This is a genomic window from Streptomyces sp. NPDC033165 (assembly GCF_055577965.1).
The window spans coordinates 39,609-65,417 of record NZ_JBVIPK010000014.1; the positions used below are offsets into that span (position 1 = coordinate 39,609).

The following is a 25,809-nucleotide window of genomic DNA, read 5'->3' on the forward strand; positions in this document are numbered from 1 at the left end:
GCGGGCCCGCCGGATCACCGGACCGTCCGGGTGCGGTGCGGCTGGAGGAGCTGGTCGACGGGCGCGTAGTCGTCGGTGAGCACCTGGGCGCCCCCGGTCCAGGAGGCGACGGTGTCGCCGGTGGCGATCCGCCAGCCGGTCTCCCGGGTGTCCAGGGCCTCCTGGATCGCGGGGGCGTCGAGCGGCCGGTCGGAGGCGACCATCACGAGGTTGCCGCCCTCGACGCTCGCGGTCGGGTCCAGGCCGATGTCCGCGGGCCTGCCGACGAGGGCGACGTGCTCGAAGACGGAGGCGAGGGTCGCGGCCTCGGCACGGGCGAAGGCCAGCTCGCCGTGGTCGATGAGGTTGGCGACGTAGAGCCCGTTGTCCTTGAGCACCCGGTGCACGTTCCTGAGCGCCTCGGAGGTCGTGAGGTGCCAGGGCACGCTGACGCCGCCGAAGGCGTCACCGACGACGAGGTCGCGGCTGTCGGTCTCCAGCCGCTTCAGGCCCAGCCTGCCGTCCTCCACGCGCACATCGATCCCGGTGGACGCACCCAGCCGAAGCTGTTCGCGGTCGATGCGGACGACCCCGCCGTCGATCTCGGAGACGAGGCTGCGGGTCCCGGGGCGCGTGGCCGCGAGGTAGCGGGGGAAGGTGAGGCCGCCTCCGCCGAGGTGGTGGGCGGCGAGCGGCGCGCTCCCGGGGAAGGTGGTGTCGACGACCGCCGCGAGGGCGCGGATGTACCCGAACCGGAGGTACGTGGGGTCCTCGACGTCGACGTAGGAGTGGCGCAGGCCGTCCAGGACCAGGGTGCGGCCGCTCTCCCTGCCGGGATCCGCGACGACCCGGGCGCAGTGGTAGCGGGTCTCCGCGTCGCAGCCGCCGGGAGCGAACGCGGTGGCGAGGGAGCCCACGACCACGGTGGCCAGCGCCATGGCCGAGGCCCGCCGCCAGCGGCGGGCCCGCCAGCCGGCCAGGACGGCGCCGATCACCAGCAGGGCCCCGAGGCCGATGAGGATGGCGCTGACCGGCAGCCGCGAGACCAGGACGAATCCGGTGAGGACGGTGCCGGTGATGGCGCCGAAGGTGCCCACCCCCGACAGCCGTCCCACGACCGTCCCGGTCTCGGCGAGGCTGGTGAGGCGCAGCTTGGTCACCAGCGGTGTCACGGCGGAGAGCAGGGCGCCGGGCACCAGGAGGGTCACCGCCGCGGCGAGCAGGAGCAGCGGCGGTGCCCACTCCGCGGTGGTGCGCAGCAGCAGGGGGGTGAGTGCGACGACGACGCCCGACACCCCCAGGGCGGGGCCGATGAGCCGGTGCGGGTCGACCTGGTCGGCGACGCGCCCGCCCAGCCAGGAGCCGAGGGCGATCGCGGTGAGGGCGATACCGATGACCAGGGTGCTGGTCTCCAGCGTGAGGCCGAGATACGGGGCCAGCAGCCGCAGCGCGACGATCTCGACCACGAGGACCGCGGCGGACGAGCCGAACACGAGCCCCGCGGCGGCGCGGGGGCCCAGGCCTCGGTCGCGGGGCGGGGAGTCGGCCACGGGCGGGGAGGGCGGTGGGGTCACGGCAGCATCCTCGCATGCGGCCGACCGGCCCATCCCCGCCTCAACGGGCGGAGTGCGCAGGCGAATCCGCCCGCACCCCCGGCCGCCGGGGACGGTCCGCCCCCGGTGGGCGGACCCCGTTTCACCCCTGCCAGGAGGCGGATGCCCGGACGTCCGGTGAGGATGAGGGTGAATCACCCGGCATACGGGGCAGGCGAGCGCAGAACCACGCAAGCCCGAGAAGGGACGCAGACCGTGGCACCACCCAGGATTCTCGTTGTCGGCGCCGGTTTCGCAGGCGTCGAGTGCGTACGCCGCCTGGAGCGCAGGCTGGCTCCGGACGAGGCTCGGATCACGCTCGTCACACCGTTCTCGTACCAGCTGTATCTGCCACTGCTCCCCCAGGTGGCCTCCGGTGTGCTCACGCCCCAGTCCGTCGCGGTGTCGCTGCGCCGCAGCCGCCGCCACCGGACGAGGATCGTGCCGGGCGGGGCGATCGGTGTGGACACGAAGGCGAAGGTCTGCGTGATCCGGAAGATCACGGGCGAGATCGTGAACGAGCCGTACGACTCCATCGTGCTGGCGGCGGGCAGCGTCACCCGGACCTTCGACATCCCCGGGCTGCTGGACCACGCGCGGGGCATGAAGACGCTGGCCGAGGCCGCGTACGTCCGTGACCACGTCATCGCCCAGCTCGATCTGGCGGACGCCAGCCAGGACGAGGCCGAGCGGGCCTCCCGGCTCCAGTTCGTGGTGGTCGGCGGCGGGTACGCGGGCACGGAGACGGCCGCCTGCCTCCAGCGGCTCACCACGAACGCGATCCGGCACTACCCCCGGCTGGACCCCGGGCTGATCAAGTGGCACCTCATCGACATCGCGCCCAAGCTGATGCCGGAGCTGGGCGACAAGCTGGGGCAGGCCGCCCTGGAGGTGCTGCGCAGGCGGAACATCGAGGTGTCGCTCGGGGTCTCCATCGCCAAGGCCGCGGCGGAGGAGGTCACGTTCACCGACGGCCGGGTGCTGCCCTGCCGGACCCTGATCTGGACCGCCGGAGTGGCCGCCAGCCCGCTGATCGCCACCCTCGACGCGGAGACGGTACGCGGCCGGCTCGCGGTGACCCCGCAGCTGCGGATGCCGGGCGCGGACGGGGTGTTCGCGCTCGGCGACGCGGCCGCGGTGCCCGACCTGGCGAAGGGCGACGGGGCGGTCTGCCCGCCGACCGCGCAGCACGCGATGCGTCAGGGCCGGGTGATGGCGGACAACCTGATCGCCTCGCTGCGCGGTCTGCCGCCGAAGGACTACGTCCACAAGGACCTGGGGCTCGTCGTCGACCTGGGCGGCCGGGACGCGGTGTCCAAGCCGCTGGGTGTCGAGCTGCACGGGACGGCCGCGCAGGCGGTGGCACGGGGCTACCACTGGTCGGCGCTGCGGACGAACGTCGCCAAGACCCGGGTCCTGACGAACTGGCTGCTGAACGCGGTCGCCGGGGACGACTTCGTACGGACGGGGTTCCAGTCCCGCAAACCGGCGACGCTGCGGGACTTCGAGTACACCGACGCCTATCTGACACCCGAGCAGGTCAAGGCGCACGTCGAATCGACGGTCATCAAGCACTGACCGCCACCGCACGAGGGCGCCCCGCCGTCTCCGCGGGGCTCGCTCACCGCTGCCTGGAGAGGACCGTTTCCACGGTGTCCGCCTCCTGGGCGGTCTTGTCGTCGCGGTAGCGCAGAACGCGGGCGAAGCGGAGGGTGACCCCGGCGGGGTAGCGGGTGGAGCGCTGGAGGCCGTCGTAGGCGATCTCCACGACGAGTTCCGGGCGTACGGTCACCACGTGTCCGTCGTCAGCGGTCGCCAGCTCGCCCAGCTTCTCGGTCTGCCACGCCAGCAGGGCGTCGGTGAGCCCCTTGAAGGTCTTGCCGAGCATCGCGAACGTACCGTCGGGGCGGCGGGCGCCCAGGTGCAGGTTGGACAGCTTCCCGGTCCGTCGGCCGTGCCCCCATTCGGCGGCCAGCACCACCAGGTCCAGCGTGTGCACGGGCTTCACCTTGAGCCAGGCCGCACCCCGGCGGCCCGCGCTGTAGGCGGCGGTCAGGTCCTTGATCACGACGCCCTCGTGGCCGCGCTCCAGGGTGTCGGCGAGGAACGCCTCAGCGGCCGCGCGGGCGGCCGGGTCCGCCGGGTCGGCGACGAGGGTGCGCCGGACCCGGAGGTGCTCGGGGACCAGGCGCTCCAGGGCGGTGCGGCGTTCGGTGAAGGGCAGGTCGAGCAGGTCCGCGTCGTCGACCGACAGCGCGTCGAAGAAGACGGGCACGACGGGCACGTGCGCCGCCGCACCGGCCACGTCCCGTCGTGAGCCCACCCGCGCGGCGGTCTCCTGGAACGCCCGGGGCCTGCCGTCGTCCCCCAGGGCGATCACCTCGCCGTCGAGGATGAAGCGGTCCGCCGGGAGCGCGGCGACGGCGGCGGTCAGCTCGGGCAGCCGGTCGGTGATGTCGTCGAGTGTCCGGGTGTAGGCGCGGACGCGGTCGCCGTCGCGGTGGACCTGCACCCGGATGCCGTCGAGCTTCTCCTCCACCGCGCAGGGGCCCAGCTGGTCGACGGCCTCGCCGACCGAGGCGGCCGTGTGCGCGAGCATCGGCTGTACGGGCCTTCCCACGGTGAGCCGGAACGCGGCGAGCGCTCCGGGGCCCTCCGCGAGGAGGACCCGCGCGACCTCCTGGAGCGACCCGGCGAGCATCACGGCGCGCCGGACGTCGGAGGGCGGGGCTTCGGCGGCGCGGGCCAGGGCGTCGGCGGCGACGGCGTCCAGGGCCCCCTGGCGTACCTCGCCGGTGAGCAGGGCCCGCAGGAAGCGCTGCTCGTCCTCGGTGGCGGCGGCGAACAGGGCACGCAGGTGCTCGCGGCGCAGGGCCTGGGAGCCGGTGCCGGAGACGGCCGCGAGGGCGGTCAGCCGCCCGTCGACCCCGGTGACGGTGAGGGTGGGTGCGGCAGCGGGCGGTACGGGGTCGCCGAGGGTGCGCCAGCCGACCCCGATCCGGCCCTGGGGCAGCCGTCCGGCGAGATACGGGATGACGACGGGCACGTCGTCGGGTGCGGCGTCCCGGAAGAGACCGGCCAGGAGCGCCACCTTCCGGGACCGGGCGGATGCGGCGGCGACCTCCAGGGACACCCGGGCGAGCTCGGCGAGCAGCATGCGGCCATGGTGCTACGGGCCGGGGCACGCCGCCCGCCGAGGGGGCGCCCCCGGCGAAGAGGCACCGGGTGCGCCGCCCGACCGCGGCGCGCCCGGTGCGTCATATGAAGTTGAGGGCCGCCGCCGCTCCCACTCCCCCGAGGACCATGAAGGCGGGCATCAGCACCTTCATCTCCACCCAGCTGCCGGCCCGGAAGCGCATGGCCTTCGGCGGGCCGATCGGGTACCAGCGCTTGCGGCCGACCGGGATGGGCCACAGGATCGGGCAGCCGGAGACGGTGAGCGCGTCGCCGATGTCGTGGACGAGCGCGCCCAGCACGATGGGCAGGCCGAGCCACAGGTACTCCTGGCCGGGGGCGTCGAAGAGCCAGTCGGCCCCGTGGCCCGGCTGGTCCAGGACGCCGGCGAGAATCCAGGCGCTGGTGGCGCCGAGCAGCCAGACCAGGATGTCGCTGGAGACCCGTGCGGCCCGCCAGAGCAGCCCCTCGACCGCGAGAACCAGGTGGACGAAGAGGACGCCGAGGACGGCCCAGCGGCCGCCGAAGACGGCGGCGGCGGAGCAGCCCGCGCCGATGAGGACGGCCCAGAGCCAGGTGTGGGTCAGGGTGCGGTGGCCGCCGGTGCGGCGGGGGTCGGCCTTGCTCCTGGTGGCCTTGTAGACGGCGAACGAGAGCTTGTCGACGATCTCGCAGAGGGCCTTGGAGACGGGTCCGAAGGCGCGCGAGATGGTCGCGGACTTGTGGTCGAGGTCGGGGGCCAGTGCGGCGCCCGCGCAGATCAGCGCCCCGACGACCAGGACCGGCCAGGGCATCGTGTGGCCCGCGGCGGCGGCCGCCGCACCCACCCCCAGCCAGGCCGCTGCCCCTGACAGAGAGTGTGCCGGTCCCATCATGGTCGCTTCCGCCCCCAGTGCGTCGTGCGCCCATCACCATTGCGGCGCGGGCTGGTTGAGTCCGCAGCGTATCGTCCATGATCTTGGTGCCGTCGGCCGGTTCCCTCATCCGGGCGGAAGACAGGCAAGATGGGGGCGTGACCCTCATCGACCAGCTGCCGCAGACCGCCGACCCGGACGCCCTTTTCGAGGCCTTCTCGTCATGGACCGAGAGCCAGGGCATCACGCTTTATCCGGCTCAGGAGGAGGCGCTGATCGAGGTGGTCTCCGGGGCGAACGTGATCCTCTCCACCCCGACCGGCTCGGGCAAGAGCCTGGTGGCGGCGGCCGCGCACTTCACCGCGCTCGCCCAGGACAAGGTGACCTTCTACACCGCGCCGATCAAGGCGCTGGTTTCGGAGAAGTTCTTCGACCTGTGCAAGCTGTTCGGCACCGAGAACGTCGGGATGCTCACGGGCGACGCCTCGGTCAACGCGGACGCCCCGGTGATCTGCTGCACGGCCGAGGTGCTGGCCTCCATCGCGCTGCGCGACGGGAAGTACGCCGACATCGGCCAGGTCGTGATGGACGAGTTCCACTTCTACGCCGAGCCGGACCGGGGCTGGGCGTGGCAGATTCCGCTGCTGGAGCTGCCGCAGGCGCAGTTCGTGCTGATGTCGGCGACGCTCGGTGACGTCTCGATGTTCGAGAAGGACCTGACCCGGCGCACCGGCCGCCCCACCTCGGTGGTCCGCTCGGCGACCCGCCCGGTGCCGCTGAGCTACGAGTACCGCTTCACGCCGATCACCGAGACGCTGACCGAGCTGCTGGACACCCGGCAGTCGCCGGTCTACATCGTGCACTTCACGCAGGCGGCGGCCGTGGAGCGGGCGCAGTCGCTGATGAGCATCAACATGTGCACGAAGGAGGAGAAGGAGAGGATCGCCGATCTGATCGGCGCCTTCCGCTTCACCACCAAGTTCGGCCAGAACCTCTCCCGTTACGTACGCCACGGCATCGGGGTGCACCACGCGGGGATGCTGCCCAAGTACCGCCGCCTGGTGGAGAAGCTGGCCCAGGCGGGTCTGCTGAAGGTGATCTGCGGGACGGACACGCTGGGCGTCGGTGTCAACGTGCCCATCCGTACGGTGCTGTTCACGGCGCTCACCAAGTACGACGGCACCCGGGTGCGGACCCTGCGGGCGCGGGAGTTCCACCAGATCGCGGGCCGGGCCGGGCGGGCGGGGTTCGACACGGCCGGGTTCGTCGTGGCGCAGGCCCCCGAGCACGTCATCGAGAACGAGAAGGCGCTGAAGAAGGCGGGCGACGACCCGAAGAAGAAGCGCAAGGTGGTGCGCAAGAAGGCTCCCGAGGGCTTCGTCGCCTGGTCGGAGACCACCTTCGACAAGCTGATCCAGTCCGAGCCGGAGCCGCTGAACTCCCGCTTCCGGGTCACGCACACGATGCTCCTCGCGGTCATCGCGCGCCCGGGCAACGCGTTCGAGGCGATGCGGAGTCTGCTGGAGGACAACCACGAGCCGCGCCGGGCGCAGCTGCGGCACATCCGGCGGGCCATCGCCATCTACCGCTCGCTGCTGGACGGCGGGGTGGTGGAGCAGCTGGAGACGCCGGACGCCGAGGGGCGGATCGTGCGTCTGACGGTCGACCTCCAGCAGGACTTCGCGCTGAACCAGCCGCTCTCCACGTTCGCGCTGGCGGCGTTCGATCTGCTGGACGCCGAATCCCCTTCGTACGCACTGGACATGGTCTCGGTCGTCGAGTCGACGCTGGACGATCCGCGACAGATCCTGGCGGCCCAGCAGAACAAGGCGCGCGGTGAGGCCGTCGGGCAGATGAAGGCGGACGGGGTCGAGTACGAGGAGCGGATGGAGCGGCTCCAGGACGTCACGTACCCCAAGCCGCTGAGCGAGCTGCTGTGGCACGCCTACGACGTGTACCGCACGAGCCACCCGTGGGTGAGCGACCACCCGGTGTCGCCGAAGTCGGTGATCCGGGACATGTTCGAGCGTGCCATGACCTTCACGGAGTTCACCTCGCACTACGAGCTGGCCCGGACCGAGGGCATCGTGCTGCGGTATCTGGCGAGCGCGTACAAGGCGCTGGAGCACACGATCCCGGACGACGTGAAGTCGGAGGATCTCCAGGACCTGATCTCCTGGCTCGGCGAGATGGTGCGTCAGGTGGACTCCAGTCTGCTGGACGAGTGGGAGCAGCTGGCCAACCCCGAGGTGGAGACCGCCGAGCAGGCCCAGGAGCGGGCCGACGAGGTCAAGCCGGTCACCGCGAACGCGCGCGCCTTCCGGGTGCTGGTGCGCAACGCGATGTTCCGCCGGGTGGAGCTGGCCGCGCTGGACCGGGTCCGCGACCTGGGCGAGCTGGACGGCGACTCGGGGTGGGACGAGGACGCGTGGGGCGAGGCGCTCGACGCGTACTGGGACGCGCACGAGGAGATCGGCACCGGCCCGGACGCGCGCGGCCCGAAGCTGCTGAAGATCGAGGAGGACCCGGCGCACGGGCTGTGGCGGGTCTGGCAGGCGTTCGCCGACCCGGCGGGCGACCATGACTGGGGCGTCCAGGCCGAGGTGGACCTGGCCGCGTCCGACGAGGAGGGCCGGGCGGTCGTCCGGGTCACCGAGGTCGGCCAGCTGTGAGCGGGCCCCTGGGGCCGAAGTGGAGAGCGAGCGCATGACGAATCCGGCCGAGCGTCTGGTCGACCTTCTCGACCTGGAGCGGATCGAGGTCAACATCTTCCGCGGCCGCAGTCCGCAGGAGTCGCTGCAACGGGTCTTCGGCGGCCAGGTGGCGGGCCAGGCGCTGGTGGCGGCGGGCCGGACGACCGACGGGGAGCGGCCTGTGCACTCGCTGCACGCCTACTTCCTGCGTCCGGGGCGTCCCGGGGTGCCGATCGTCTACCGGGTGGAGCGGGTGCGGGACGGCCGGTCCTTCACCACCCGGCGGGTGACGGCCGTGCAGGAGGGCCGGACGATCTTCAACCTGACGGCGTCCTTCCACCGCCCCGAGGAGGCGGGGTTCGAGCACCAGCTGCCGTCCGCCAGGACCGTCCCGGACCCGGAGGAGCTGCCGACGGTCGCCGACGAGGTGCGCGAGCACCTGGGGGCGCTGCCGGAGGCGCTGGAGCGGATGGCCCGGCGCCAGCCCTTCGACATCCGTTACGTCGACCGGCTGCGCTGGACGAGCGAGGAGATCAAGGACGCCGATCCGCGCAGTGCGGTGTGGATGCGCGCGGTGGGCCCGCTGGGCGACGACCCGCTGGTGCACACGTGCGCGCTGACGTACGCGAGCGACATGACGCTGCTGGACGCGGTGCGCATCCCGGTGGAGCCGCTGTGGGGCCCGCGCGGCTTCGACATGGCGTCCCTGGACCACGCGATGTGGTTTCACCGGCCGTTCCGGGCGGACGAGTGGTTCCTGTACGACCAGGAGTCGCCGATCGCGACGGGCGGACGCGGCCTGGCACGCGGCCGGATCTACGACCGTTCGGGGCAGCTGCTGGTGTCGGTGGTGCAGGAAGGGCTGTTCCGGCGGCTGGAGGGCGGGTAGGGCGTCCTACGTGCCCGGCAGCGGGTCCTGGTCGACCTCGTGGCGCCGGGTGCGGATGTCGGGCGGCGCGGGGTGCAGCTTGGCGTCGCAGGACGGTCCGAGGCCGGCCCGTCGGGAGTCGGTGCCGGTGAGGGGGCGGCCGCAGAGCCGGCAGCGGACGAGGCGGCGTCCTTGGGGTGTCCCCTCCTCGGCCGCCGCGCCCGGTGGGACGGGGCGTCCGACGGCTCCGGCGGCCCCGGGCAGCGGTTCGGGGAAGGCATCGGGAGTATCCACCCCCCGATCCTGCCAGTACGGCTCCGGGAGCGCCCGCGGGGGCGTCCGGGCTCAGGTGCGGTCCCGCTGCCGGTCGAGCGCCTCGTCCAGGGTGCGGGCCGCCATGATGAGCGAGAGATGGGTGAACGCCTGGGGAAAGTTGCCCAGTTGTTCGCCGCTGGGGCCGATCTCCTCGGCGAACAGGCCCACGTGGTTGGCGTAGGTGAGCATCTTCTCGAAGGTGTAGCGCGCCTGGCGCAGCCGCCCGGCGCGGGCTGCCGCGTCGACGTAGAGGAAGGTGCAGAGGCTGAACGTCCCCTCCGAGCCGCGCAGCCCGTCCGGTGAAGCCGCCGGGTCGTAGCGGTAGACGAGGCTGTCCGAGACCAGGGCGCGGTCCATGGCGTCCAGGGTGGACAGCCAGCCCGGGTCCCGGGGGGCGAGGAAGCCCACGCGCGGCATCAGCAGCAGGGACGCGTCGAGCACGTCGCTCCCGTAACTCTGGACGTAGGCTTGGAGGTTCTCGCTCCAGCCCCGCTCCACCACCTGCTCCAGGACGGCGTCCCGGGCCCCGGTCCACCGGGCCGTGTCGGCGGGGCGGCTGAACTGCCCGGCGAGTTTGAGGCCACGGTCGAAGGCGGCCCAGCACATCACCCGGCTGTAGGTGAAGTCCTTGCGTCCGCCGCGGGTCTCCCAGATGCCTTCGTCGGGGCGGTCCCAGGAGTCCGCGAGCCAGTCCAGGGTGCGGGAGAGGATCTGCCATCCCCGGTAGCCCGCCTGGATGCCGACCTCGCGGCCCTCGGACAGCGCGTAGAGGGCTTCGCCGTAGATGTCCAGCTGGAGCTGGTCGTCGGCGGCGTTGCCGAGGCGGACCGGACGGGAGCCCCGGTAGCCCTCCAGATGTCCGAGGGCCTGCTCCGGTTCCAGGGGCTGCCCGTCGACCCGGTACATGATGCGCAGGGGCTCTCCCCCGGCGCCTTCCCGGTCCCGCAGACGGTCACCGAGCCAGTGGGTGAACGCGGTCGCCTCGTCGACGAAGCCCAGGTCCAGCAGGGCCCGCACCGACAGGGAGCCGTCCCGCACCCAGGTGTACCGGTAGTCCCAGTTGCGTTCCCCGCCCACCTGTTCGGGCAGTCCCATGGTCGCCGCGGCGACGGGTGCGCCGCTGGGTTCGTACGTGAGCAGCTTCAGGGTGATCGCGGAGCGGTTGACCATGTCGAGCCAGCGGCCGTTGTAGCGGGATCCGCGCACCCACGTCTGCCAGAAGTCGACGACGTCCCAGAGCTGGTCGGTGATCCCCTCGGTGGTGAGGTGCGGCGGCTCGGGGCCGTCGGGGTCGCAGAGGGTGAGTACGGCCCCCGACGATTCCCCGGCGTTCAGGGTGACGCCGCCGACGGCATCCTGGCCGTCGCGGGTGAGGGGGAAACCCGTCCGGAGATGGGCCGTGATGCCCGGCGTCCGGAAGACCGCCGCGTCTCCCGCCGGTCCCAGGTCCGTTTCGTGGGCGGCGCGGCCGTAGTCGAACCGGGGCCGGCACTCCAGGCCGAAGCGCACGGTGCCGCGTACCGAGCGCACGGTGCGGACGAGGGTGTGCCGGTCGGTCGGCCCGCCGGAGCGGATCGGGGTCATCCAGTCGAGGACCTCTCCGACGCCGTCGGGCGCCAGGAACCGGGTGACGACGACCGCGGTGTCGGGGTAGTAGAGCTGCTTGCACGTGTGGGTGCCGTCTTCGGGCGCCAGCCGGAAGTAGCCGCCGCGGTCGTGGTCGAGCAGTGCGGCGAAGACGCTGGGCGAGTCGAATCTCGGGGCGGTGAGCCAGTCGACGACTCCCCGCGAGGAGATCAGTGCGGCCGTCTGGAGGTCGCCCACGAGTCCGTGGTCGGCGATCGGGGGATACCGGTCCATGCGCCTTGCCTCCCGGTCGAATCGGGCCCCCGTCCCCTCACTATCCGGCACTCCCGCCCCGGGTGCGCGGCACGCGTCCGTGCCGTGCACCGGGGCGGGAGTCCGGTTTGCCGAACGGAGCCGGGGCCGCGTTACTGGAGTGAGCTCCGAGCCGCCGGCCGGGCGGAGCTCCGTCCGACACAGCGGGGAGCCGCGGAGGTACCGGGATGGACATGATCCACATCCGCGCGGTGAGCCCGCCGGACCTGACCGACGAGGTCGTCGGCCGACTCTCCGGGGACCCCTGCGTACTCAATCTCATCGTCCAGCGCGACGCCGCGCGCAATCCGGACGGCGACTCCATCGCCTGCGACGTGCTGACGGGCGCGGCGAACGACGTGCTGCACCGGCTGCGCGCCGTCCAGCTCGACCAGCGGGGCTCCCTGGTCATCGAGCCGGTCGACATGGCGTTCTCCGGCCGGGCCACCGAAGGGGGGCGACGCGAGCTGGGGCCGCTGAGCCGGGCGCCGGTCTGGGAGCAGGTCGAGGCACGTATCAGGTCCGGGGGGCGCTACCCGCCGAGCTTCTACCTCTACCTGGTCGTCGCCGGAATGATCGGTTCGGTCGGCATCGTCACCAACTCGCAGATCCTGATCGTGGCGGCGATGGTCGTCGGGCCCGAGTACGGCGCCATCGTCAGCGTGGCGCTGGGGATCGACCGGCGCCACCCGGCCATGGTCCGCAGCGGGATGGCAGCCCTGAGCGCGGGCTTCCTCCTCACGATGGTCGTCACCTTCCTCTTCGCCCTGCTCATCCGCGGTTTCGGGCTGCAGTCGGAGGCCTTCGACCTGGGGCTGCGCCCCGTCTCCAACCTCATCAACACGCCGAACTTCTTCTCCGTCGCCGTCGCCGCCCTGGCCGGGATCGTCGGGATCGTGTCGCTCACCGAGGCCAGGACGAGTGCCCTGCTCGGGGTCTTCATCTCCGTGACGACGATCCCGGCCGCCGCGGACATCTCCGTCTCCGTCGCGTTCACCAGCTGGTCCGATGTGCGGGGCTCGGCCATCCAGCTCGTGGTGAACATCCTGGTGCTGATCGTGGTGGGCACGGCCGCGCTCAAGGCCCAGCGGGCGATCTGGCGGGAGATCGGCCTCCGGCGCGACCGTGACCGCCGGCTCGCCGAAGAGGCGTGACGCACTACGGAAGGGGCACTCCATGGACCGGGAAGCGGCGGCGCCGCTGCGCGCCGTACCTCACGCGACACCGTCCGAACGGGCAGCGCTGGGCAGGGCCGCGCGCCGCAGGGCGCCCCGGTCGAGCCATGCGGAGTTCACGGCATCGCCGCGCCGCCCCGACCCGCTGACCGTCCTCGAAGCGCAGTCCGCGGACCGGGTTCCCGAGCTGGTCCCGATCCGCTACGGCCGGATGGCCGAGTCCCCGTTCCGCTTCTACCGGGGCGCGGCCGCCCTGATGGCAGCCGACCTGGCGGGCACGCCGGACTCGGGGATCCGGGCGCAGCTGTGCGGCGACGCCCACCTGCTGAACTTCCGGCTGCTGGCCTCGCCCGAGCGGAATCTGCTCTTCGACATCAACGACTTCGACGAGACGCTGCCGGGCCCCTGGGAGTGGGACGTGAAACGGCTCGCGGCCAGCCTGGTCATCGCGGCGCGGGCCAACGGCTTCACGGACCGGGAGCGGTCCGGGACCGTACGGGCCGCGGTCCGCTCGTACCGGGAGGCGATGGCCCGGTTCGCCGGGATGCGCAATCTTGACGTGTGGTACGCGAGGACCGACGCCGAGCGGCTGCGTACGGTGGCCGCGGAGCGGTTGAACGGACGGGGGCGCCGGAACGTGGACCGGGCTCTGGGCAAGGCCCGCTCCAGGGACAGTCTGCAAGCCTTCGGCAAGCTCGCCGAGGTGGTCGACGGGCGGCTGCGGATCGCGGCGGACCCGCCGATGGTCGTGCCGCTCACCGATCTGATGCCCGGGGTGGAACGTGAGGAGGCGCACCGGGCGTTCGGCGCCATGGTGGCGGGTTACGCCCACAGCCTGGCGTCCGACCGGCGCACTCTGCTGGAGGACTTCGCACTGGTGGACGTGGCCCGCAAGGTCGTCGGTGTGGGCAGCGTCGGAACCCGGTGCTGGATCATCCTGCTGCTCGGCCGGGACAGCGGGGATCCGCTCCTCCTCCAGGCCAAGGAGGCCGGTCCCTCGGTGCTGGCCGAGCACACCGGGGCGAGCCGGTACGAGAATCAGGGTGAGCGGGTCGTCGCGGGCCAACGGCTGATGCAGGCCTCCAGCGACATCTTCCTCGGCTGGGAGCGGGCCGACGGCCTGGACGGCCGGAACCGGGACTTCTACGTGCGCCAGTTGCGCGACTGGAAGGGCATCGCCGAACCGGAGTCGATGGTGCCGAAAGGGATGCGCGCGTTCGGCGAGGTGTGCGGGGCCACCCTGGCCCGCGCGCACGCCAGGTCCGGGGACCGGATCGCCATCGCCGCCTACCTGGGGCGCAAGGATGCCTTCGACCGGGCGCTCGCCACCTTCGCGGAGTCGTACGCGGACCGCAACGAACTCGATCACCGGGCGCTGGTCGACGCGGTGGCCTCGGGGCGGCTGGCGACGGACGGCCCGGCCGGGCACGCGGGCGGCGCGGCGAACGGTCCGCCGGGGCCGGGTGGCTGACCTTCCGCACCGGAGGGCGTGTTCCGGCGGAAGGAAGGCGCCCGGTTTGCCGGTGCGTGGTATTCCGGCGTGGACCCGTGGGGGCACCCTCCCGGGGCCGCCACCCCTCCCCGGGGTCGTCACGTCGAGGAGTCGAGATCATGCCGGCCACCCCTCCGGGCAAACCCGTCACCGCATCGGAGGACCCCTACGCGCTGGTCCGCACACGCAGGTACGCGGGCCTGCTGGTGATGGCGGCGCTGCTCGGAGTCCCCGTCTCCGCGGTCGCGTTCGGCTTCCTCGCCCTGGTCTCGGAGCTCCAGTCGCTGACGTACACGGAGCTGCCGAGGGCGATGGGCTTCGAGGAGACGCCGTCGTGGTGGCCCGTCCCGCTGCTCGGCGCCGCCGGTCTCCTGGTCGGGCTCACCGTCCGCCGGCTGCCGGGCGGGGGCGGGCACCGGCCGGCGGAGGGGCTGGTGTCCACCGGCCCCGCGGCCCCGGCGGACCTGCCCGGTATCGCTCTCGCGGCGCTGCTCTCCCTGGGCGTGGGTGCCGTGCTCGGCCCGGAGGCGCCCCTGATCGCGCTGGGCGGCGGGCTGGCCGTCTGGGCGGCGGGCCGCGTCAAGCGGGACCTGGCGCCGGAAGGGCGGGCCCTGGTCGGGGCCTCGGGGAGTTTCGCAGCGGTGAGCGCCCTGCTGGGTTCACCGCTGCTGGGCGCGTTCCTGCTGATGGAGGTGTCGGGGCTGGCCGGGCCGATGCTGGGCGTGGTCCTGGTGCCCGGGCTGCTCTCCGCGGGGATCGGCGCGCTGATCTTCACGGGGCTGGGTTCCTGGACGGGTCTGGGCACCTACTCCCTGACCTTGGGGGAGATTCCACCGGCGGCGGCCCCCGGCATCGCCGGGTTCGGGTGGGCGCTGGTTCTCGGTGTCGCGGCCGCCTTCGCCGGTGCGGGCATCCGCCGGCTGTCACTGGCTCTGCAGGAACGCGTGGAGCGGCGGACGGTGGTGGCCACGGCGGTGATGGGGCTGGTCGTCGGCGGGCTCGCGCTGGTGTACGCCGAGACGTCGGGCAAGGCCGCGTCCGAGGTGCTGTACTCGGGCGAACACGAGCTGGGCCATCTCCTGTCCGGGAGCGCGGAGTACTCGGTCGGCGCGCTGGTGCTGCTCATCGTCTGCAAGTCGCTCGCCTACTGCGCCTCGTTGAGCTGTTTCCGGGGCGGCCCCGTCTTCCCCGCGATGTTCGTGGGGGCGGCGGCCGGCATCGCGCTGTCCCATCTGCCGGGGCTTCATCTCACCGCGGGGTTCGCGATGGGTATCGGAGCCATGTGCGTGGCGATGCTGCGGCTGCCGATGACCTCGGTGCTCCTGGCGACGCTCCTGCTGGGCAGGGAGGGGCTCACCGTGATGCCGCTGGTGATCGTGGCGGTGGTGGTGGCGTACGTGGTCACCCTCCGGCTGACGCCCGCGCCGGTGGACAGGGCAGGGCCGAAGGCGGTGTGATCGTCCCCGTGGGTTTCCGCCCGGCTCCTGCTCCTGATTCGTGAAAGGTCCCTCCCCATGACCGAGATCGTCCACGTGACCGCCCCCGAACTGGTCACGTACGCCGACGAGATGGCCGAGCTGCTGGTGGAGACCGTCGAGGAGGGGTCCTCGGTCGGTTTCCTGGCCCCGCTGGACCGCGAGGCGGCCGCCGTCTGGTGGCGGGAGCGCGCCGGGGCGGTGGAGGCCGGGCAGGTCGCCATCTGGATCGCCCGGGAGGGCGCGCGGGTGTCGGGCACGATCGCGTTGGTCCGCGCGCCGCTGCCGAACGCCCGCCACCGAGCGGAGGTCGCCAAGCTGATGGTCCGCCCCTCCGCCCGGGGCCAGGGACTCGGCCGGGCGCTGCTGGACGCCGTGGAGGCGTACGCCACCTCCGAGGGCATCACGCTGCTGATCCTGGACACGGAGTCCGGCAGCCTGGCCGAGCAGGTCTACTGCAAGGCGGGCTGGACGAAGGTCGGCTCCGTGCCGGGATACGCGGCTGATCCCGCGGGCAGCCTCAAGCCGACCACCTTCTACTACAAGGAGCTCGCCGCCCCGTGAGCGGCGGGCGGCACAATGGGCACCACCACGCACAGACCAGGGAGAGCTTCATGACGCTGCACGACATTCCGCTGCGCACCCTCGCGGGCGAGCCGACCACGCTGGGCGCGTACAGCGGCCGGACCGTCCTGCTGGTGAACGTGGCCTCCAAGTGCGGGCTCACCCCCCAGTACGAGGGCCTGGAGCGGTTGCAGCGGACCTACGGGGACCGGGGGCTGACCGTGCTCGGCGTACCCTGCAACCAGTTCGCCGGGCAGGAGCCGGGCAGCCCGGAGGAGATCCGGACCTTCTGCTCGACGACGTACGGGGTCAGCTTCCCGCTGCTGGAGAAGATCGAGGTCAACGGTGCGGACCGGCATCCGCTGTACGCGGAGCTGACGAAGGTGACGGACGCGGACGGGGAGGCCGGGGACGTCCAGTGGAACTTCGAGAAGTTCGTGATCTCGCCGGCCGGTGAGCCGGTGGCCCGCATCCGCCCGCGCACCGAGCCGGAGGCGACGGAGGTCGTGGCGGCGATCGAGGCGCAGCTGCCTTCCTGAGCAGGGGAAGGGGGGGCCGTCCGGGACGTGTTCCCGGGCGGCCCCCCCTTCCGGCTGTCCGCTAGCGGATCGGCATGCCCGACAGGGTGCGGGCGATCACCAGGCGCTGGATCTCGCTGGTGCCCTCGAAGATGGTGTAGATCGCCGCGTCGCGGTGCATCCGCTCGACCGGGTACTCCCGGGTGAAGCCGTTGCCGCCGAGGATCTGGATCGCCTGTGCGGTGACGTCCCGGGCGGTCTCGCTCGCGTAGAGCTTCGACATGGAGCCCTCGGCCGCGGTGAACGGCTTGCCGGTGGTGGCCATCCAGGAAGCGCGCCAGACCAGCATCCGGGCGGCGTCGATGCGGGTGCGCATGTCGGCGAGCTGGAAGGCGATGCCCTGGTTGTCGATGATCGGGCGGCCGAACTGGCTGCGGGTCTTCGCGTAGTCGAGGGCGACCTCGTACGCGGCGCGGGCGGTGCCCACGGCCATCGCGCCGACGGCCGGGCGGGAGGCCTCGAAGGTGGCCATCGCCGCGTTCTTCACCCGCTCGCCGCCCGCCTTGGCGCGCTCCCGGGCGCGGGCGAGGCGTTCGTCGAGCTTGTCCTTGCCGCCGAGGAGGCAGTGGCCGGGGACGCGGACGTCCTCCAGGACCACTTCGGCGGTGTGGGAGGCCCGGATGCCGTGCTTCTTGAACTTCTGGCCCTGGGAGAGGCCGGGGGTGTCCGGCGGCACGATGAAGGAGGCGTGGCCCTTGGAGCCGAGCTCGGGGTCGACGACGGCGACGACCACGTGGACGCCCGCTATGCCGCCGTTGGTCGCCCAGGTCTTGGTCCCGTTGAGGACCCACTCGTCCTTGGCCTCGTCGTAGACGGCGCGCGTCCGCATGGAGGCGACGTCGGAGCCGGCGTCGGGCTCGGAGGAGCAGAAGGCGGCGACCTTCACGTCGTTGGCGTCGCCGTACATCTGCGGGATCCAGGTGCCGATCTGCTCCTCGGTGCCGTTGGCGAGGACGCCCACGGCCGCCAGGCCCGTACCGACGATGGACAGGGCGATGCCCGCGTCGCCCCAGAACAGCTCTTCCATAGCCATGGGGATGCCGAGCCCCGTAGGGTCGAAGAACTGCTGGGCGTAGAAGTCGAGGGAGTAGATGCCGACCTTGGCCGCTTCCTGGATGACGGGCCAGGGCGTTTCCTCACGCTCGTCCCACTCCGAGGCGGCGGGGCGGATGACATCCGCCGCGAAGCCGTGGAGCCAGTCGCGGACCTGCTTCTGGTCGTCGTTGAGGTCAAGCGTGAACTCGGCCATGTTTCCCCTCCAGGCACTGCGGCAAAAGCATGCGTTACTTGCGGTAACCACAGTGTGTTACTGGCAAGTAGCAACTGTCAACGCCCCAGTGCCGATCAACCGCCCGCACGGCGGAGTGTTACGTTGCGCAGGCGTGCAGGAGCGGTGCGACGGCACCGCGCGGCAGGGGTGGGAGAGACGACATGGAGACCGCACGAGGCGCGGAGCGACAGCGGACCGCGGCGGAGCGCCGACGCCGCGAGTTGCTCGAAGCCGCGGACCGGGTGGTGCTCAGGGACGGCCCGCAGGCCTCGATGAACGCGATCGCCGCCGAGGCCGGGATCACCAAACCGATCCTCTACCGCCACTTCGGGGACAAGGGCGGGCTCTACCGCGCGCTGGCCAAGCGCCACACCGACGCGCTCCTCAGCGCCCTGCGGGCGGCCCTGGACGCCCCCGCGGAGCGCCGCGCACGGGTGGAGTCCACGCTCGACACCTACCTCGCCGCGATCGAGGCCCGCCCCCAGGTCTACCGCTTCCTGATGCATCCCTCCGAGAACGCCGCCGACGCAACCGCCTCCGGCGACACCGGCCCCTCGCCCGAGCAGGGCTTCGACGTCGGCCGCCACTCCGCCCCGCTGCTGCGCCGGCTCGGCGAGGAGCTGGGCCAGGTGATCGTCGAGCGGGTGGACCTCGGGCCCGACAGCGAGCAGATGGCACGCATCTGGGGCCACGGCATCGTGGGCATGATGCACGCGGCGGGCGACTGGTGGCTCGCCGACCGGCCCTGCTCCCGCGAGCGGCTGGTGCGCAGCCTCGCCGACCTGCTGTGGGGGCGGCTCGCGGAGGCGGGCGACCGCGACATCCCGGGCGGCCCGGGGTTCTGAGAAACGGGGGCTCAGCCGTTACGGGCCCAGGGCGCACGCCGTGCCGCGCGCAGCGCCCGGGTCCGCCGCAGCCCGGTCAGCCGGTCCGTGTAGACGGTGCCCTCCAGATGGTCGCACTCGTGCTGGAGGCAGCGGGCGAACCACCCCGTGCCCGCGATCCGCACCGGCTCGCCCGTCATCGTCAGGCCCTCCACGACCGCGTGGTCGAAGCGTTCCGTGCCCGCTTCCAGACCCGGAAGTGACAGACAGCCCTCCGGTCCGCGTACGGTGAGTCCGTCCGCCTCGACCAGTTCGGGATTGACCACATGTCCCAGATGGCGGACATCGTCGTCGTCCGTGCAGTCGTAGACGAACACTCTGAGCGGGACGCCGATCTGGTTGGCGGCGAGCCCGACACCCTGTGCGGCGTACATCGTGGCGAACATGTCCTCGACCAGCTTCGCGAGCGACGGACCGAACTCCGTGACGTCCTCGCAGGGCCGGTGGAGCAACGGGTCGCCGAGCAGACTCATCTCTCGGACGAGACCGGAGCTGCCGGGGATCGGGCGGTTTCGCATGGCGGCAAGCGTACGTTCCGCCGGGCCCGGAAGTTCCCGTGGTGCCGCGGTGCGGTCGCCGCACCGGACATCGATAGGCTGGACGCGGACCGATGCAAGGAGGATCTAGGACGATGGCAGGCAACACGGAGCCGTTGTCGCCGCGGGCCAAGCTGGCCGTGACGGCGGGCAAGGCCGCGGCGGCGGTGTCACGCGCCGCGGGGCGGGGCAGCGGATCGGTGATCGGCGGCCGGGTGGCGCTCAAACTCGACCCCGACCTGCTGGGGCGGCTGGCGCAACACCTGGACGTGATCCTCGTGTCGGCGACGAACGGCAAGACGACCACCACCCGACTGATCGCCGAGGCGCTGCGGGCCGCGGGGCCCGTCGTCTCGAACGCGCTCGGCGCGAACATGCCCGCGGGCATCACCTCCGCGCTGGCAGGCGGCTCGGACGCGAAGTTCGGCGTGATCGAGGTCGACGAGAAGTATCTGGCCGGTGTCGCGCGCGACACCACCCCCAAGGCGATCGCCCTGCTCAACCTCTCGCGCGACCAGCTGGACCGCGCGGCCGAGACCCGGATGATGGCCGAGCACTGGCGCGAGGGCCTGTCCGGCTCCAAGGCCGTGATCATCGCGAACGCGGACGACCCGCTGGTCGTCTGGGCGGCTTCCTCCTCCGCCAACGTGGTGTGGGTGGCGGCCGGTCAGGCGTGGAAGGACGACGCCTGGTCCTGCCCGTCCTGCGGCGGTGTGATGCAGCGCCCCGGCGACGACTGGTTCTGCGGGCAGTGCGGCTTCCGGCGCCCCGCCCCGAGCTGGGCGCTCAACGGCGACTACGTCCTGGACCCGCACGGTTCGGCCTGGCCGATCCACCTCCAGCTGCCCGGCCGCGCCAACAAGGCGAACGCCGCCAGCTCGGCCGCCGTCGCCGCCGTCTTCGGGGTGCCGCCGCAGGTCGCCCTGGAGCGGATGTACCAGGTGCAGGCGGTCGCCGGACGGTACGACGTCGTCACCTTCCAGAACCGTGAGCTGCGCCTCCTGCTGGCGAAGAACCCGGCGGGCTGGCTGGAGACGTTCTCGCTGATCGACCCGCCGCCGACACCGGTGATCCTCTCGGTGAACGCCCGCGGCGCGGACGGCACGGACACCTCCTGGCTGTGGGACGTGGACTACACCCAGCTGGCCGGTCACCCGATCTTCGTGCTCGGCGACCGCAAGCTGGACCTCGCGGTCCGCCTGGAAGTCGCCGGTCTCGACTTCCGGGTCTGCGAGAACCTCGACGAGGCCGTGCAGTACGCCCCGCCCGGCCGTATCGAGGTCATCGCCAACTACACCGCCTTCCAGGATCTGCGCCGTCGTGTCGGCAACTGACCCCGGCCCCGGCCACCTCCGGAGAGGACGAAGCATGAACAACAACGGTCTGCGTCTGGTCTGGGTCTACCCCGACCTCCTCAGCACCTACGGCGACCAGGGCAACGCCCTGGTCGTGGAGCGGCGGGCCCGGCAGCGCGGCCTGGACGTGCAGCGGGTCGACGTGCGCAGCGACCAGCCGGTGCCGACTTCCGGCGACGTCTATCTGATCGGCGGCGGTGAGGACCGGCCGCAGCGCCTCGCGGCCGAGCGGCTGCGCCGCGACGGCGGGCTGAGCCGGGCCGCGGCCAACGGCGCGATCATCTTTTCGGTCTGCGCGGGCTACCAGATCCTCGGGCACGAGTTCATCAACGACCTCGGTGAGCGCGAGCAGGGCCTCGGTCTGCTCGACGTGGTCTCGACCCGCGGCGAGGGTGCGCGGTGTGTCGGCGACGTACTGGCGGACATCGACCCGCAGCTCGGCCTGGAGCCGCTGACCGGGTTCGAGAACCACCAGGGCGTCACCCATCTCGGCCCGACGGCACGGCCGTTCGCCCGGGTGCGGTTCGGCCGGGGCAACGGCACCGGGGACGGCACGGAGGGCGCGTACAACGACACGGTCTTCGGGACGTACATGCACGGTCCCGTGCTGGCCCGCAACCCGCAGATCGCCGATCACCTGCTGAAGCTCGCCCTCGACGTGAACGCGCTGCCGCCCACGGACGACCGGTGGTACGAGGCGCTGCGCGCCGAGCGGATCGCCGCCGCGACACAGCCCGCCTGATGAGGCGTTTTCCGCTCGGTTGAGCGGAGTCCAGCAGGCGGACGTCCGGTTCGGTCCCGCCACCCCGCGCCGGTAGGGTGGCGGGGATCCAACCGGACGACGTGGTCCGGTCGTCGACCCACGTTGCAAAGGTTTTCGGGCCATGCGCATTGGCGTACTCACCTCCGGTGGCGACTGCCCCGGCCTCAACGCCGTCATCCGTTCCGTCGTGCACCGTGCGGTGGTGGACCACGGCGACGAGGTCATCGGCTTCCACGACGGGTGGAAGGGCCTGCTGGAGGCCGACTACCGCAAGCTCGACCTCGACGCGGTGGGCGGCATCCTGGCCCGCGGCGGCACGATCCTCGGTTCCTCCCGCGTCCAGCCCGCGCATCTGCGCGACGGGGTGGAGCGGGCCCGCGGCCACGTCGCGGACCTCGGGCTGGACGCGATCATCCCGATCGGCGGCGAAGGCACCCTCAAGGCCGCCAACCTGCTCTCCGAGGCCGGTCTGCCCATCGTCGGGGTCCCCAAGACCATCGACAACGACATCGCCTCCACCGACGTCACCTTCGGCTTCGACACCGCCGTCGGTGTCGCCACCGAGGCGCTGGACCGGCTCAAGACCACGGCCGAGTCGCACCAGCGGGTGCTGATCGTCGAGGTCATGGGCCGGCACACCGGCTGGATCGCCCTGCACTCCGGGATGGCCGCCGGCGCCCACGCCATCGTGGTGCCCGAGCGCCCCTTCGACATCGACGAGTTGACCGAGCTGGTCGGCAAGCGCTTCTCGGCGGGCAAGAAGTTCGCCATCGTGGTGGTGGCCGAGGGCGCCAAGCCGCGTGCGGGCTCCATGCAGTTCGAGCAGGGCACGAAGGACATCTACGGCCACGAGCGGTTCGCCGGGGTGGCCACCCAGCTCTCCGGGGAGCTGGAGCAGCGGCTCGGCAAGGAGGCCCGCCCGGTCATCCTCGGCCACGTCCAGCGCGGCGGCACCCCCACCGCGTACGACCGGGTCCTGGCGACCCGGTTCGGCTGGCACGCGGTGGAGGCGGCGCACCGGGGCGAGTTCGGGATGCTGACCGCGCTGCGCGGCACCGACATCGCCATGGTCCCGCTGGCCGAAGCGGTACAGACGCTCAAGACGGTCCCCGCCGAGCGGTACGCCGAGGCGGAGTGCGTCCTGTAGCCGCCCGCTCCCCGAGAACTGCCCCCGGCCGCAACCGCGGCCGGGGGCAGTTCTACGCTGTACCGGACAACCGGCACGAAACGGGGATGTGTCCCCATCAGGAGTGAACAGATGGATCACAGCGGGCACGGCATGAACATGGATCTGCCGCCGTTCACGCTGGGACGGGGGCTGGAGCTCTCCCTGGAACCGTTCTTCCTGACCGGCTGCCTCCTCGCCCTCGCCCTGTACGGGTACGGCGTGGTGCGGCTGCGTCGGCGGGGGGACGGCTGGCCGGTGAGCCGGATCGTGTTCTTCGTCGTGGGCGTGCTGAGCATCGCACTGGTGATGTGCACGAAGCTCAACGACTACGGCATGGTCATGTTCAGCGTGCACATGGTGCAGCACATGGTGATCAGCATGCTGTCGCCGATCCTGCTGCTCCTGGGCGCTCCGGTGACGCTGGCTCTGCGGGCGCTGCCGCCGGCGGGCCGGGGGCGGACCGGGCCGCGGGAACTGCTCCTGAAGCTGCTGCACAGCCGGTACATCAAGATCGTCACGCATCCCGCGTTCACGATCCCGATCTTCATCGCCAGCCTCTACGCGCTGTACTTCACGCCGGTCTTCGACTTCCTGATGGGTTCCAAGCCCGGCCACATCGGAATGATGGTGCACTTCCTCGCCGTCGGCCTGGTCTTCTTCTGGCCGATCATGGGCGTGGACCCGGGCCCGCACCGCCCCGGCTATGTGATGCGGATGCTGGAGCTGTTCGCCGGGATGCCGTTCCACGCGTTCTTCGGGATCGCGCTGATGATGGCGACCACGCCGATGGTGAAGACGTACGAGAACCCGCCCGCCTCGCTGGGCATCGACGCCCTGAGCGACCAGAACTGGGCGGGCGGCATCGCCTGGGCGTTCAGCGAGATCCCGTCCGTGCTGGTCCTGATCGCGCTCGTCTACCAGTGGTACCACTCCGAGCAGCGCGCCGCCCGGCGCTCGGACCGGGCCGCCGACCGCGACGGGGACCAGGAGCTGGAGGCGTACAACGCCTATCTGGCGTCATTGCAGGCCCGCGGACGGTAGCGCCCGGGGCACATCCGGGGTGACCATGGGGACAACGGCCGCGCGGCCGACGAGGAGCGTGCGCGCATGTCCGGATCGACGAAAACCATGGGATACATGACCGTCGGGGCGCTGGTCGCGGTGACCGCGTACACGGTGGCACTGGGAAGCAGTGGCTGGCTGTGGTTCGGCTGGGTGGTGCTGGGTCTGTGCACCCTCGGCATGCTGGCCACCCAGGACATCTGACCGCGCACTGCGGGCGGGCGCCGGGGCCCCTACGCAGCCCTGACGTCGGCCCGGCAGAGCGAGGTGGACGCACAAGGTGTTCTACTACATCCTGAAATACGTCGTACTGGGGCCGGTCCTGCGGCTGCTGTTCCGGCCTCGCACCGAGGGCCTGGGGAACATTCCGGAGGAGGGCGCGGCGATCGTCGCGGGCAACCACCTCTCCTTCTCCGACCACTTCCTCATGCCCGCCATCATCAAGCGCCGCATCACCTTCCTGGCGAAGGCCGAGTACTTCACGGGCCCGGGGCTCAAGGGGCGGCTGACCGCCGCGTTCTTCCGCAGCGCGGGCCAGATCCCGGTGGACCGGTCCGGGAAGGACGCGGGGCAGGCCGCGATCCGCGAGGGGCTCGGGGTGCTGGGCAGGGGCGAGCTGCTGGGGATCTACCCGGAGGGCACCCGCTCGCACGACGGGCGGCTCTACAAGGGCAAGGTCGGCGTGGCGGTGATGGCGATCACCGCGGGGGTGCCGGTGGTCCCCTGCGCCATGGTGGGCACCTTCGAGATCCAGCCGCCCGGCCGGGTCGTACCGAAGATCAAGCAGGTCGCGATCCGCTTCGGCGAACCGCTGGACTTCTCCCGCTACGCGGGCATGGAGAACCAGAAGGCCGCGATCCGGGCCGTCACGGACGAGATCATGTACGCGATCCTCGAACTGTCGGGCCAGGAGTACGTCGACGAGTACGCGGCGAAGGTGAAGGCGGCCGAGCAGGCGGCCGAGCCGCCGCGGAAGTTCCCCGGACTGCGACGCTGACGGCGGATTCGCCGTCAGCGGAGCGCTCTGGCCCGGACGGGGCCCAGCCCCTAGCGTCGGGCCCATGAGCCAGGGACACGCATGGGTACTGGGAGCGACGGGTCAGATCGGGCGGGCCGCGGTGCGGGCGCTGACCGCGGACGGCTGGGAGGTCACCGCGGCCTCACGGGGCGGCGGCCGGGACGGGCGGTGGGACGACGGGGTCCGGGCGGTCGCGCTCGACCGGGACGAGGAGGGGGCCCTCGGCAGAGCCCTGGGCGACGGCTGTGACGTGCTGGTGGACATGGTGGCGTTTGAGGGCGCGCACGCCCGGCAGCTGACCGGGCTGGCCGGACGGATCGGCTCGGCGGTCGTGATCTCCAGCGGAGCGGTGTACGAGGACGACCGGGGCCGCGGTTTCGACACCCAGGCCGAGCCGGACGGCTTCCCCCGCTACCCGGTGCCGCTGCCGGAGACCCAGCGCACGGTGGCACCGGGGGACGCCTCGTACGGTACCCGGAAGGTGCTGCTGGAGCGGGAACTGCTGGCTGCGGGCGACGCCCTGCCGGTGACCCTGCTGCGGGCCGGCGCGATCCACGGACCGTACTGCCGGACGCCTCGCGAGCTGTATCTGGTGAAGCGGCTGCTGGACGGCCGGAAGCGGCGGGTGCTGGCGTACGGCGGGGAGAGCCGCTTCCACCCGGTCCATGTCTCCAACGCGGCGGAGCTGATCCGGCTGGCCGCCCGGCGACCGGGCTCACGGGTCCTGAACGCGGGCGACCCCGAGGCCCCCACGGTGGCGCAGATCGCGTCGGCCGTCGACGACGTGCTCGGCCGGGAGACGGAGACGGTGCTGATCGACGGCGCGCCGCCCGAGGGCTCCGTGGGCGACAGCCCCTGGAGCATCCCGTATCCCGTGGTGTACGACATGACGGCCGCCGAGAAGGAGCTCGGGTACCGGCCGGTGACGGGATATGCCGAGTCGCTGCCGGAGACGGTGGAGTGGCTCGCCGGTGAGCTGGCGGGACGGGACTGGCGGGAGGCGTTCCCGAAGATGCTCAGGAACTACGGCGAGGGGCTCTTCGACTACGCGGCGGAGGACGCCTGGCTGGAGGCGTACGACCGGGGCCGCCGCTGAACCGACCCCGGGCAGCCCGC

General features: G+C 72.1%; 23 protein-coding genes. 16 read left to right on the forward strand and 7 right to left on the reverse strand.

Going from position 1 to position 25,809, the window contains the following annotated elements:
• Positions 1-14 precede the first annotated feature (14 nt).
• On the reverse strand, positions 15-1,586 hold the full coding sequence (locus tag ACZ5WC_RS27035; protein WP_468543235.1) for a fused MFS/spermidine synthase: 1,572 nt from the start codon (positions 1,584-1,586) through the stop codon (positions 15-17).
• A gap of 201 nt (positions 1,587-1,787) precedes the next feature.
• Here ACZ5WC_RS27035 and ACZ5WC_RS27040 point away from each other — a divergent pair, with 201 nt between their 5' ends.
• The gene (locus ACZ5WC_RS27040) at positions 1,788-3,149 is read left to right on the forward strand and encodes an NAD(P)/FAD-dependent oxidoreductase (protein ID WP_468543236.1); all 1,362 of its coding nucleotides are present in this window, start codon (positions 1,788-1,790) and stop codon (positions 3,147-3,149) included.
• A gap of 43 nt (positions 3,150-3,192) precedes the next feature.
• Here ACZ5WC_RS27040 and ACZ5WC_RS27045 read toward each other — a convergent pair whose 3' ends face one another.
• Positions 3,193-4,728: an ATP-dependent DNA ligase gene (locus tag ACZ5WC_RS27045; RefSeq protein ID WP_468543237.1), complete on the reverse strand. Its 1,536-nt coding sequence runs from the start codon at positions 4,726-4,728 to the stop codon at positions 3,193-3,195.
• A gap of 100 nt (positions 4,729-4,828) precedes the next feature.
• Entirely contained in the window at positions 4,829-5,620 is a 792-nt protein-coding gene (locus tag ACZ5WC_RS27050; RefSeq protein WP_096626760.1) for a metal-dependent hydrolase, read from the reverse strand.
• Positions 5,621-5,697: 77 nt separating this feature from the next.
• On the opposite strand from ACZ5WC_RS27050, the gene ACZ5WC_RS27055 reads away from it, so the two are divergent.
• Positions 5,698-8,271: a DEAD/DEAH box helicase gene (locus tag ACZ5WC_RS27055; RefSeq protein ID WP_468543238.1), complete on the forward strand. Its 2,574-nt coding sequence runs from the start codon at positions 5,698-5,700 to the stop codon at positions 8,269-8,271.
• 34 nt (positions 8,272-8,305) lie between these two features.
• Entirely contained in the window at positions 8,306-9,181 is an 876-nt protein-coding gene (locus ACZ5WC_RS27060; protein ID WP_468543239.1) for an acyl-CoA thioesterase, read from the forward strand.
• Between the two features lie 6 nt (positions 9,182-9,187).
• Here the strand turns inward: ACZ5WC_RS27060 and ACZ5WC_RS27065 are convergent, their stop codons facing one another.
• Positions 9,188-9,454 carry a DUF6011 domain-containing protein gene (locus ACZ5WC_RS27065; protein ID WP_468543240.1) on the reverse strand — a complete coding sequence of 89 codons (267 nt, stop codon included), beginning with the start codon at positions 9,452-9,454 and terminating at the stop codon, positions 9,188-9,190.
• Between the two features lie 51 nt (positions 9,455-9,505).
• Positions 9,506-11,335 carry a glycoside hydrolase family 15 protein gene (locus ACZ5WC_RS27070; protein WP_468543241.1) on the reverse strand — a complete coding sequence of 610 codons (1,830 nt, stop codon included), beginning with the start codon at positions 11,333-11,335 and terminating at the stop codon, positions 9,506-9,508.
• A gap of 206 nt (positions 11,336-11,541) precedes the next feature.
• Between ACZ5WC_RS27070 and ACZ5WC_RS27075 the strand changes: the two genes are divergently transcribed.
• From ACZ5WC_RS27075 to ACZ5WC_RS27095, 5 genes are all read left to right on the forward strand, one after another.
• Positions 11,542-12,507 carry a DUF389 domain-containing protein gene (locus ACZ5WC_RS27075; RefSeq protein ID WP_468543242.1) on the forward strand — a complete coding sequence of 322 codons (966 nt, stop codon included), beginning with the start codon at positions 11,542-11,544 and terminating at the stop codon, positions 12,505-12,507.
• A gap of 22 nt (positions 12,508-12,529) precedes the next feature.
• Entirely contained in the window at positions 12,530-13,999 is a 1,470-nt protein-coding gene (locus ACZ5WC_RS27080) for a DUF2252 domain-containing protein (RefSeq protein ID WP_468543243.1), read from the forward strand.
• A 140-nt stretch (positions 14,000-14,139) separates the two neighbouring features.
• Entirely contained in the window at positions 14,140-15,477 is a 1,338-nt protein-coding gene (locus ACZ5WC_RS27085) for a chloride channel protein (RefSeq protein ID WP_468543244.1), read from the forward strand.
• 57 nt (positions 15,478-15,534) lie between these two features.
• On the forward strand, positions 15,535-16,059 hold the full coding sequence (locus tag ACZ5WC_RS27090; protein ID WP_468543245.1) for a GNAT family N-acetyltransferase: 525 nt from the start codon (positions 15,535-15,537) through the stop codon (positions 16,057-16,059).
• 50 nt (positions 16,060-16,109) lie between these two features.
• A complete protein-coding gene (locus ACZ5WC_RS27095; protein ID WP_468543246.1) occupies positions 16,110-16,598 on the forward strand; it encodes a glutathione peroxidase in 489 nt (162 codons plus the stop codon).
• A 61-nt stretch (positions 16,599-16,659) separates the two neighbouring features.
• On the opposite strand, the gene ACZ5WC_RS27100 is transcribed toward ACZ5WC_RS27095, so the two are convergent.
• Complete coding sequence (locus ACZ5WC_RS27100; protein WP_468543247.1) at positions 16,660-17,886, reverse strand: acyl-CoA dehydrogenase family protein; 1,227 nt, start codon at positions 17,884-17,886, stop codon at positions 16,660-16,662.
• A gap of 182 nt (positions 17,887-18,068) precedes the next feature.
• On the opposite strand from ACZ5WC_RS27100, the gene ACZ5WC_RS27105 reads away from it, so the two are divergent.
• On the forward strand, positions 18,069-18,752 hold the full coding sequence (locus tag ACZ5WC_RS27105; protein WP_468543248.1) for a TetR/AcrR family transcriptional regulator: 684 nt from the start codon (positions 18,069-18,071) through the stop codon (positions 18,750-18,752).
• Between the two features lie 11 nt (positions 18,753-18,763).
• On the opposite strand, the gene def is transcribed toward ACZ5WC_RS27105, so the two are convergent.
• Positions 18,764-19,309 (reverse strand): peptide deformylase, encoded by a 546-nt coding sequence (gene def / locus ACZ5WC_RS27110; RefSeq protein ID WP_468543249.1) that lies wholly within the window; start codon positions 19,307-19,309, stop codon positions 18,764-18,766.
• A 113-nt stretch (positions 19,310-19,422) separates the two neighbouring features.
• On the opposite strand from def, the gene ACZ5WC_RS27115 reads away from it, so the two are divergent.
• From ACZ5WC_RS27115 to ACZ5WC_RS27145, 7 genes are all read left to right on the forward strand, one after another.
• A complete protein-coding gene (locus tag ACZ5WC_RS27115; RefSeq protein WP_311118611.1) occupies positions 19,423-20,661 on the forward strand; it encodes a MurT ligase domain-containing protein in 1,239 nt (412 codons plus the stop codon).
• A gap of 34 nt (positions 20,662-20,695) precedes the next feature.
• The gene (locus ACZ5WC_RS27120) at positions 20,696-21,424 is read left to right on the forward strand and encodes a type 1 glutamine amidotransferase (RefSeq protein ID WP_468543250.1); all 729 of its coding nucleotides are present in this window, start codon (positions 20,696-20,698) and stop codon (positions 21,422-21,424) included.
• 142 nt (positions 21,425-21,566) lie between these two features.
• Entirely contained in the window at positions 21,567-22,592 is a 1,026-nt protein-coding gene (locus ACZ5WC_RS27125) for a 6-phosphofructokinase (RefSeq protein WP_468543251.1), read from the forward strand.
• A 111-nt stretch (positions 22,593-22,703) separates the two neighbouring features.
• Positions 22,704-23,654, forward strand: coding sequence for a cytochrome c oxidase assembly protein (locus ACZ5WC_RS27130; protein WP_468543252.1), 951 nt, complete (start codon positions 22,704-22,706; stop codon positions 23,652-23,654).
• A 66-nt stretch (positions 23,655-23,720) separates the two neighbouring features.
• A complete protein-coding gene (locus ACZ5WC_RS27135) occupies positions 23,721-23,879 on the forward strand; it encodes a hypothetical protein (RefSeq protein WP_468543253.1) in 159 nt (52 codons plus the stop codon).
• Between the two features lie 76 nt (positions 23,880-23,955).
• The gene (locus ACZ5WC_RS27140) at positions 23,956-24,672 is read left to right on the forward strand and encodes a lysophospholipid acyltransferase family protein (protein WP_468543254.1); all 717 of its coding nucleotides are present in this window, start codon (positions 23,956-23,958) and stop codon (positions 24,670-24,672) included.
• Between the two features lie 64 nt (positions 24,673-24,736).
• Positions 24,737-25,789 (forward strand): NAD-dependent epimerase/dehydratase family protein, encoded by a 1,053-nt coding sequence (locus ACZ5WC_RS27145; protein WP_468543255.1) that lies wholly within the window; start codon positions 24,737-24,739, stop codon positions 25,787-25,789.
• The last annotated feature ends 20 nt before the right edge of the window (positions 25,790-25,809 follow it).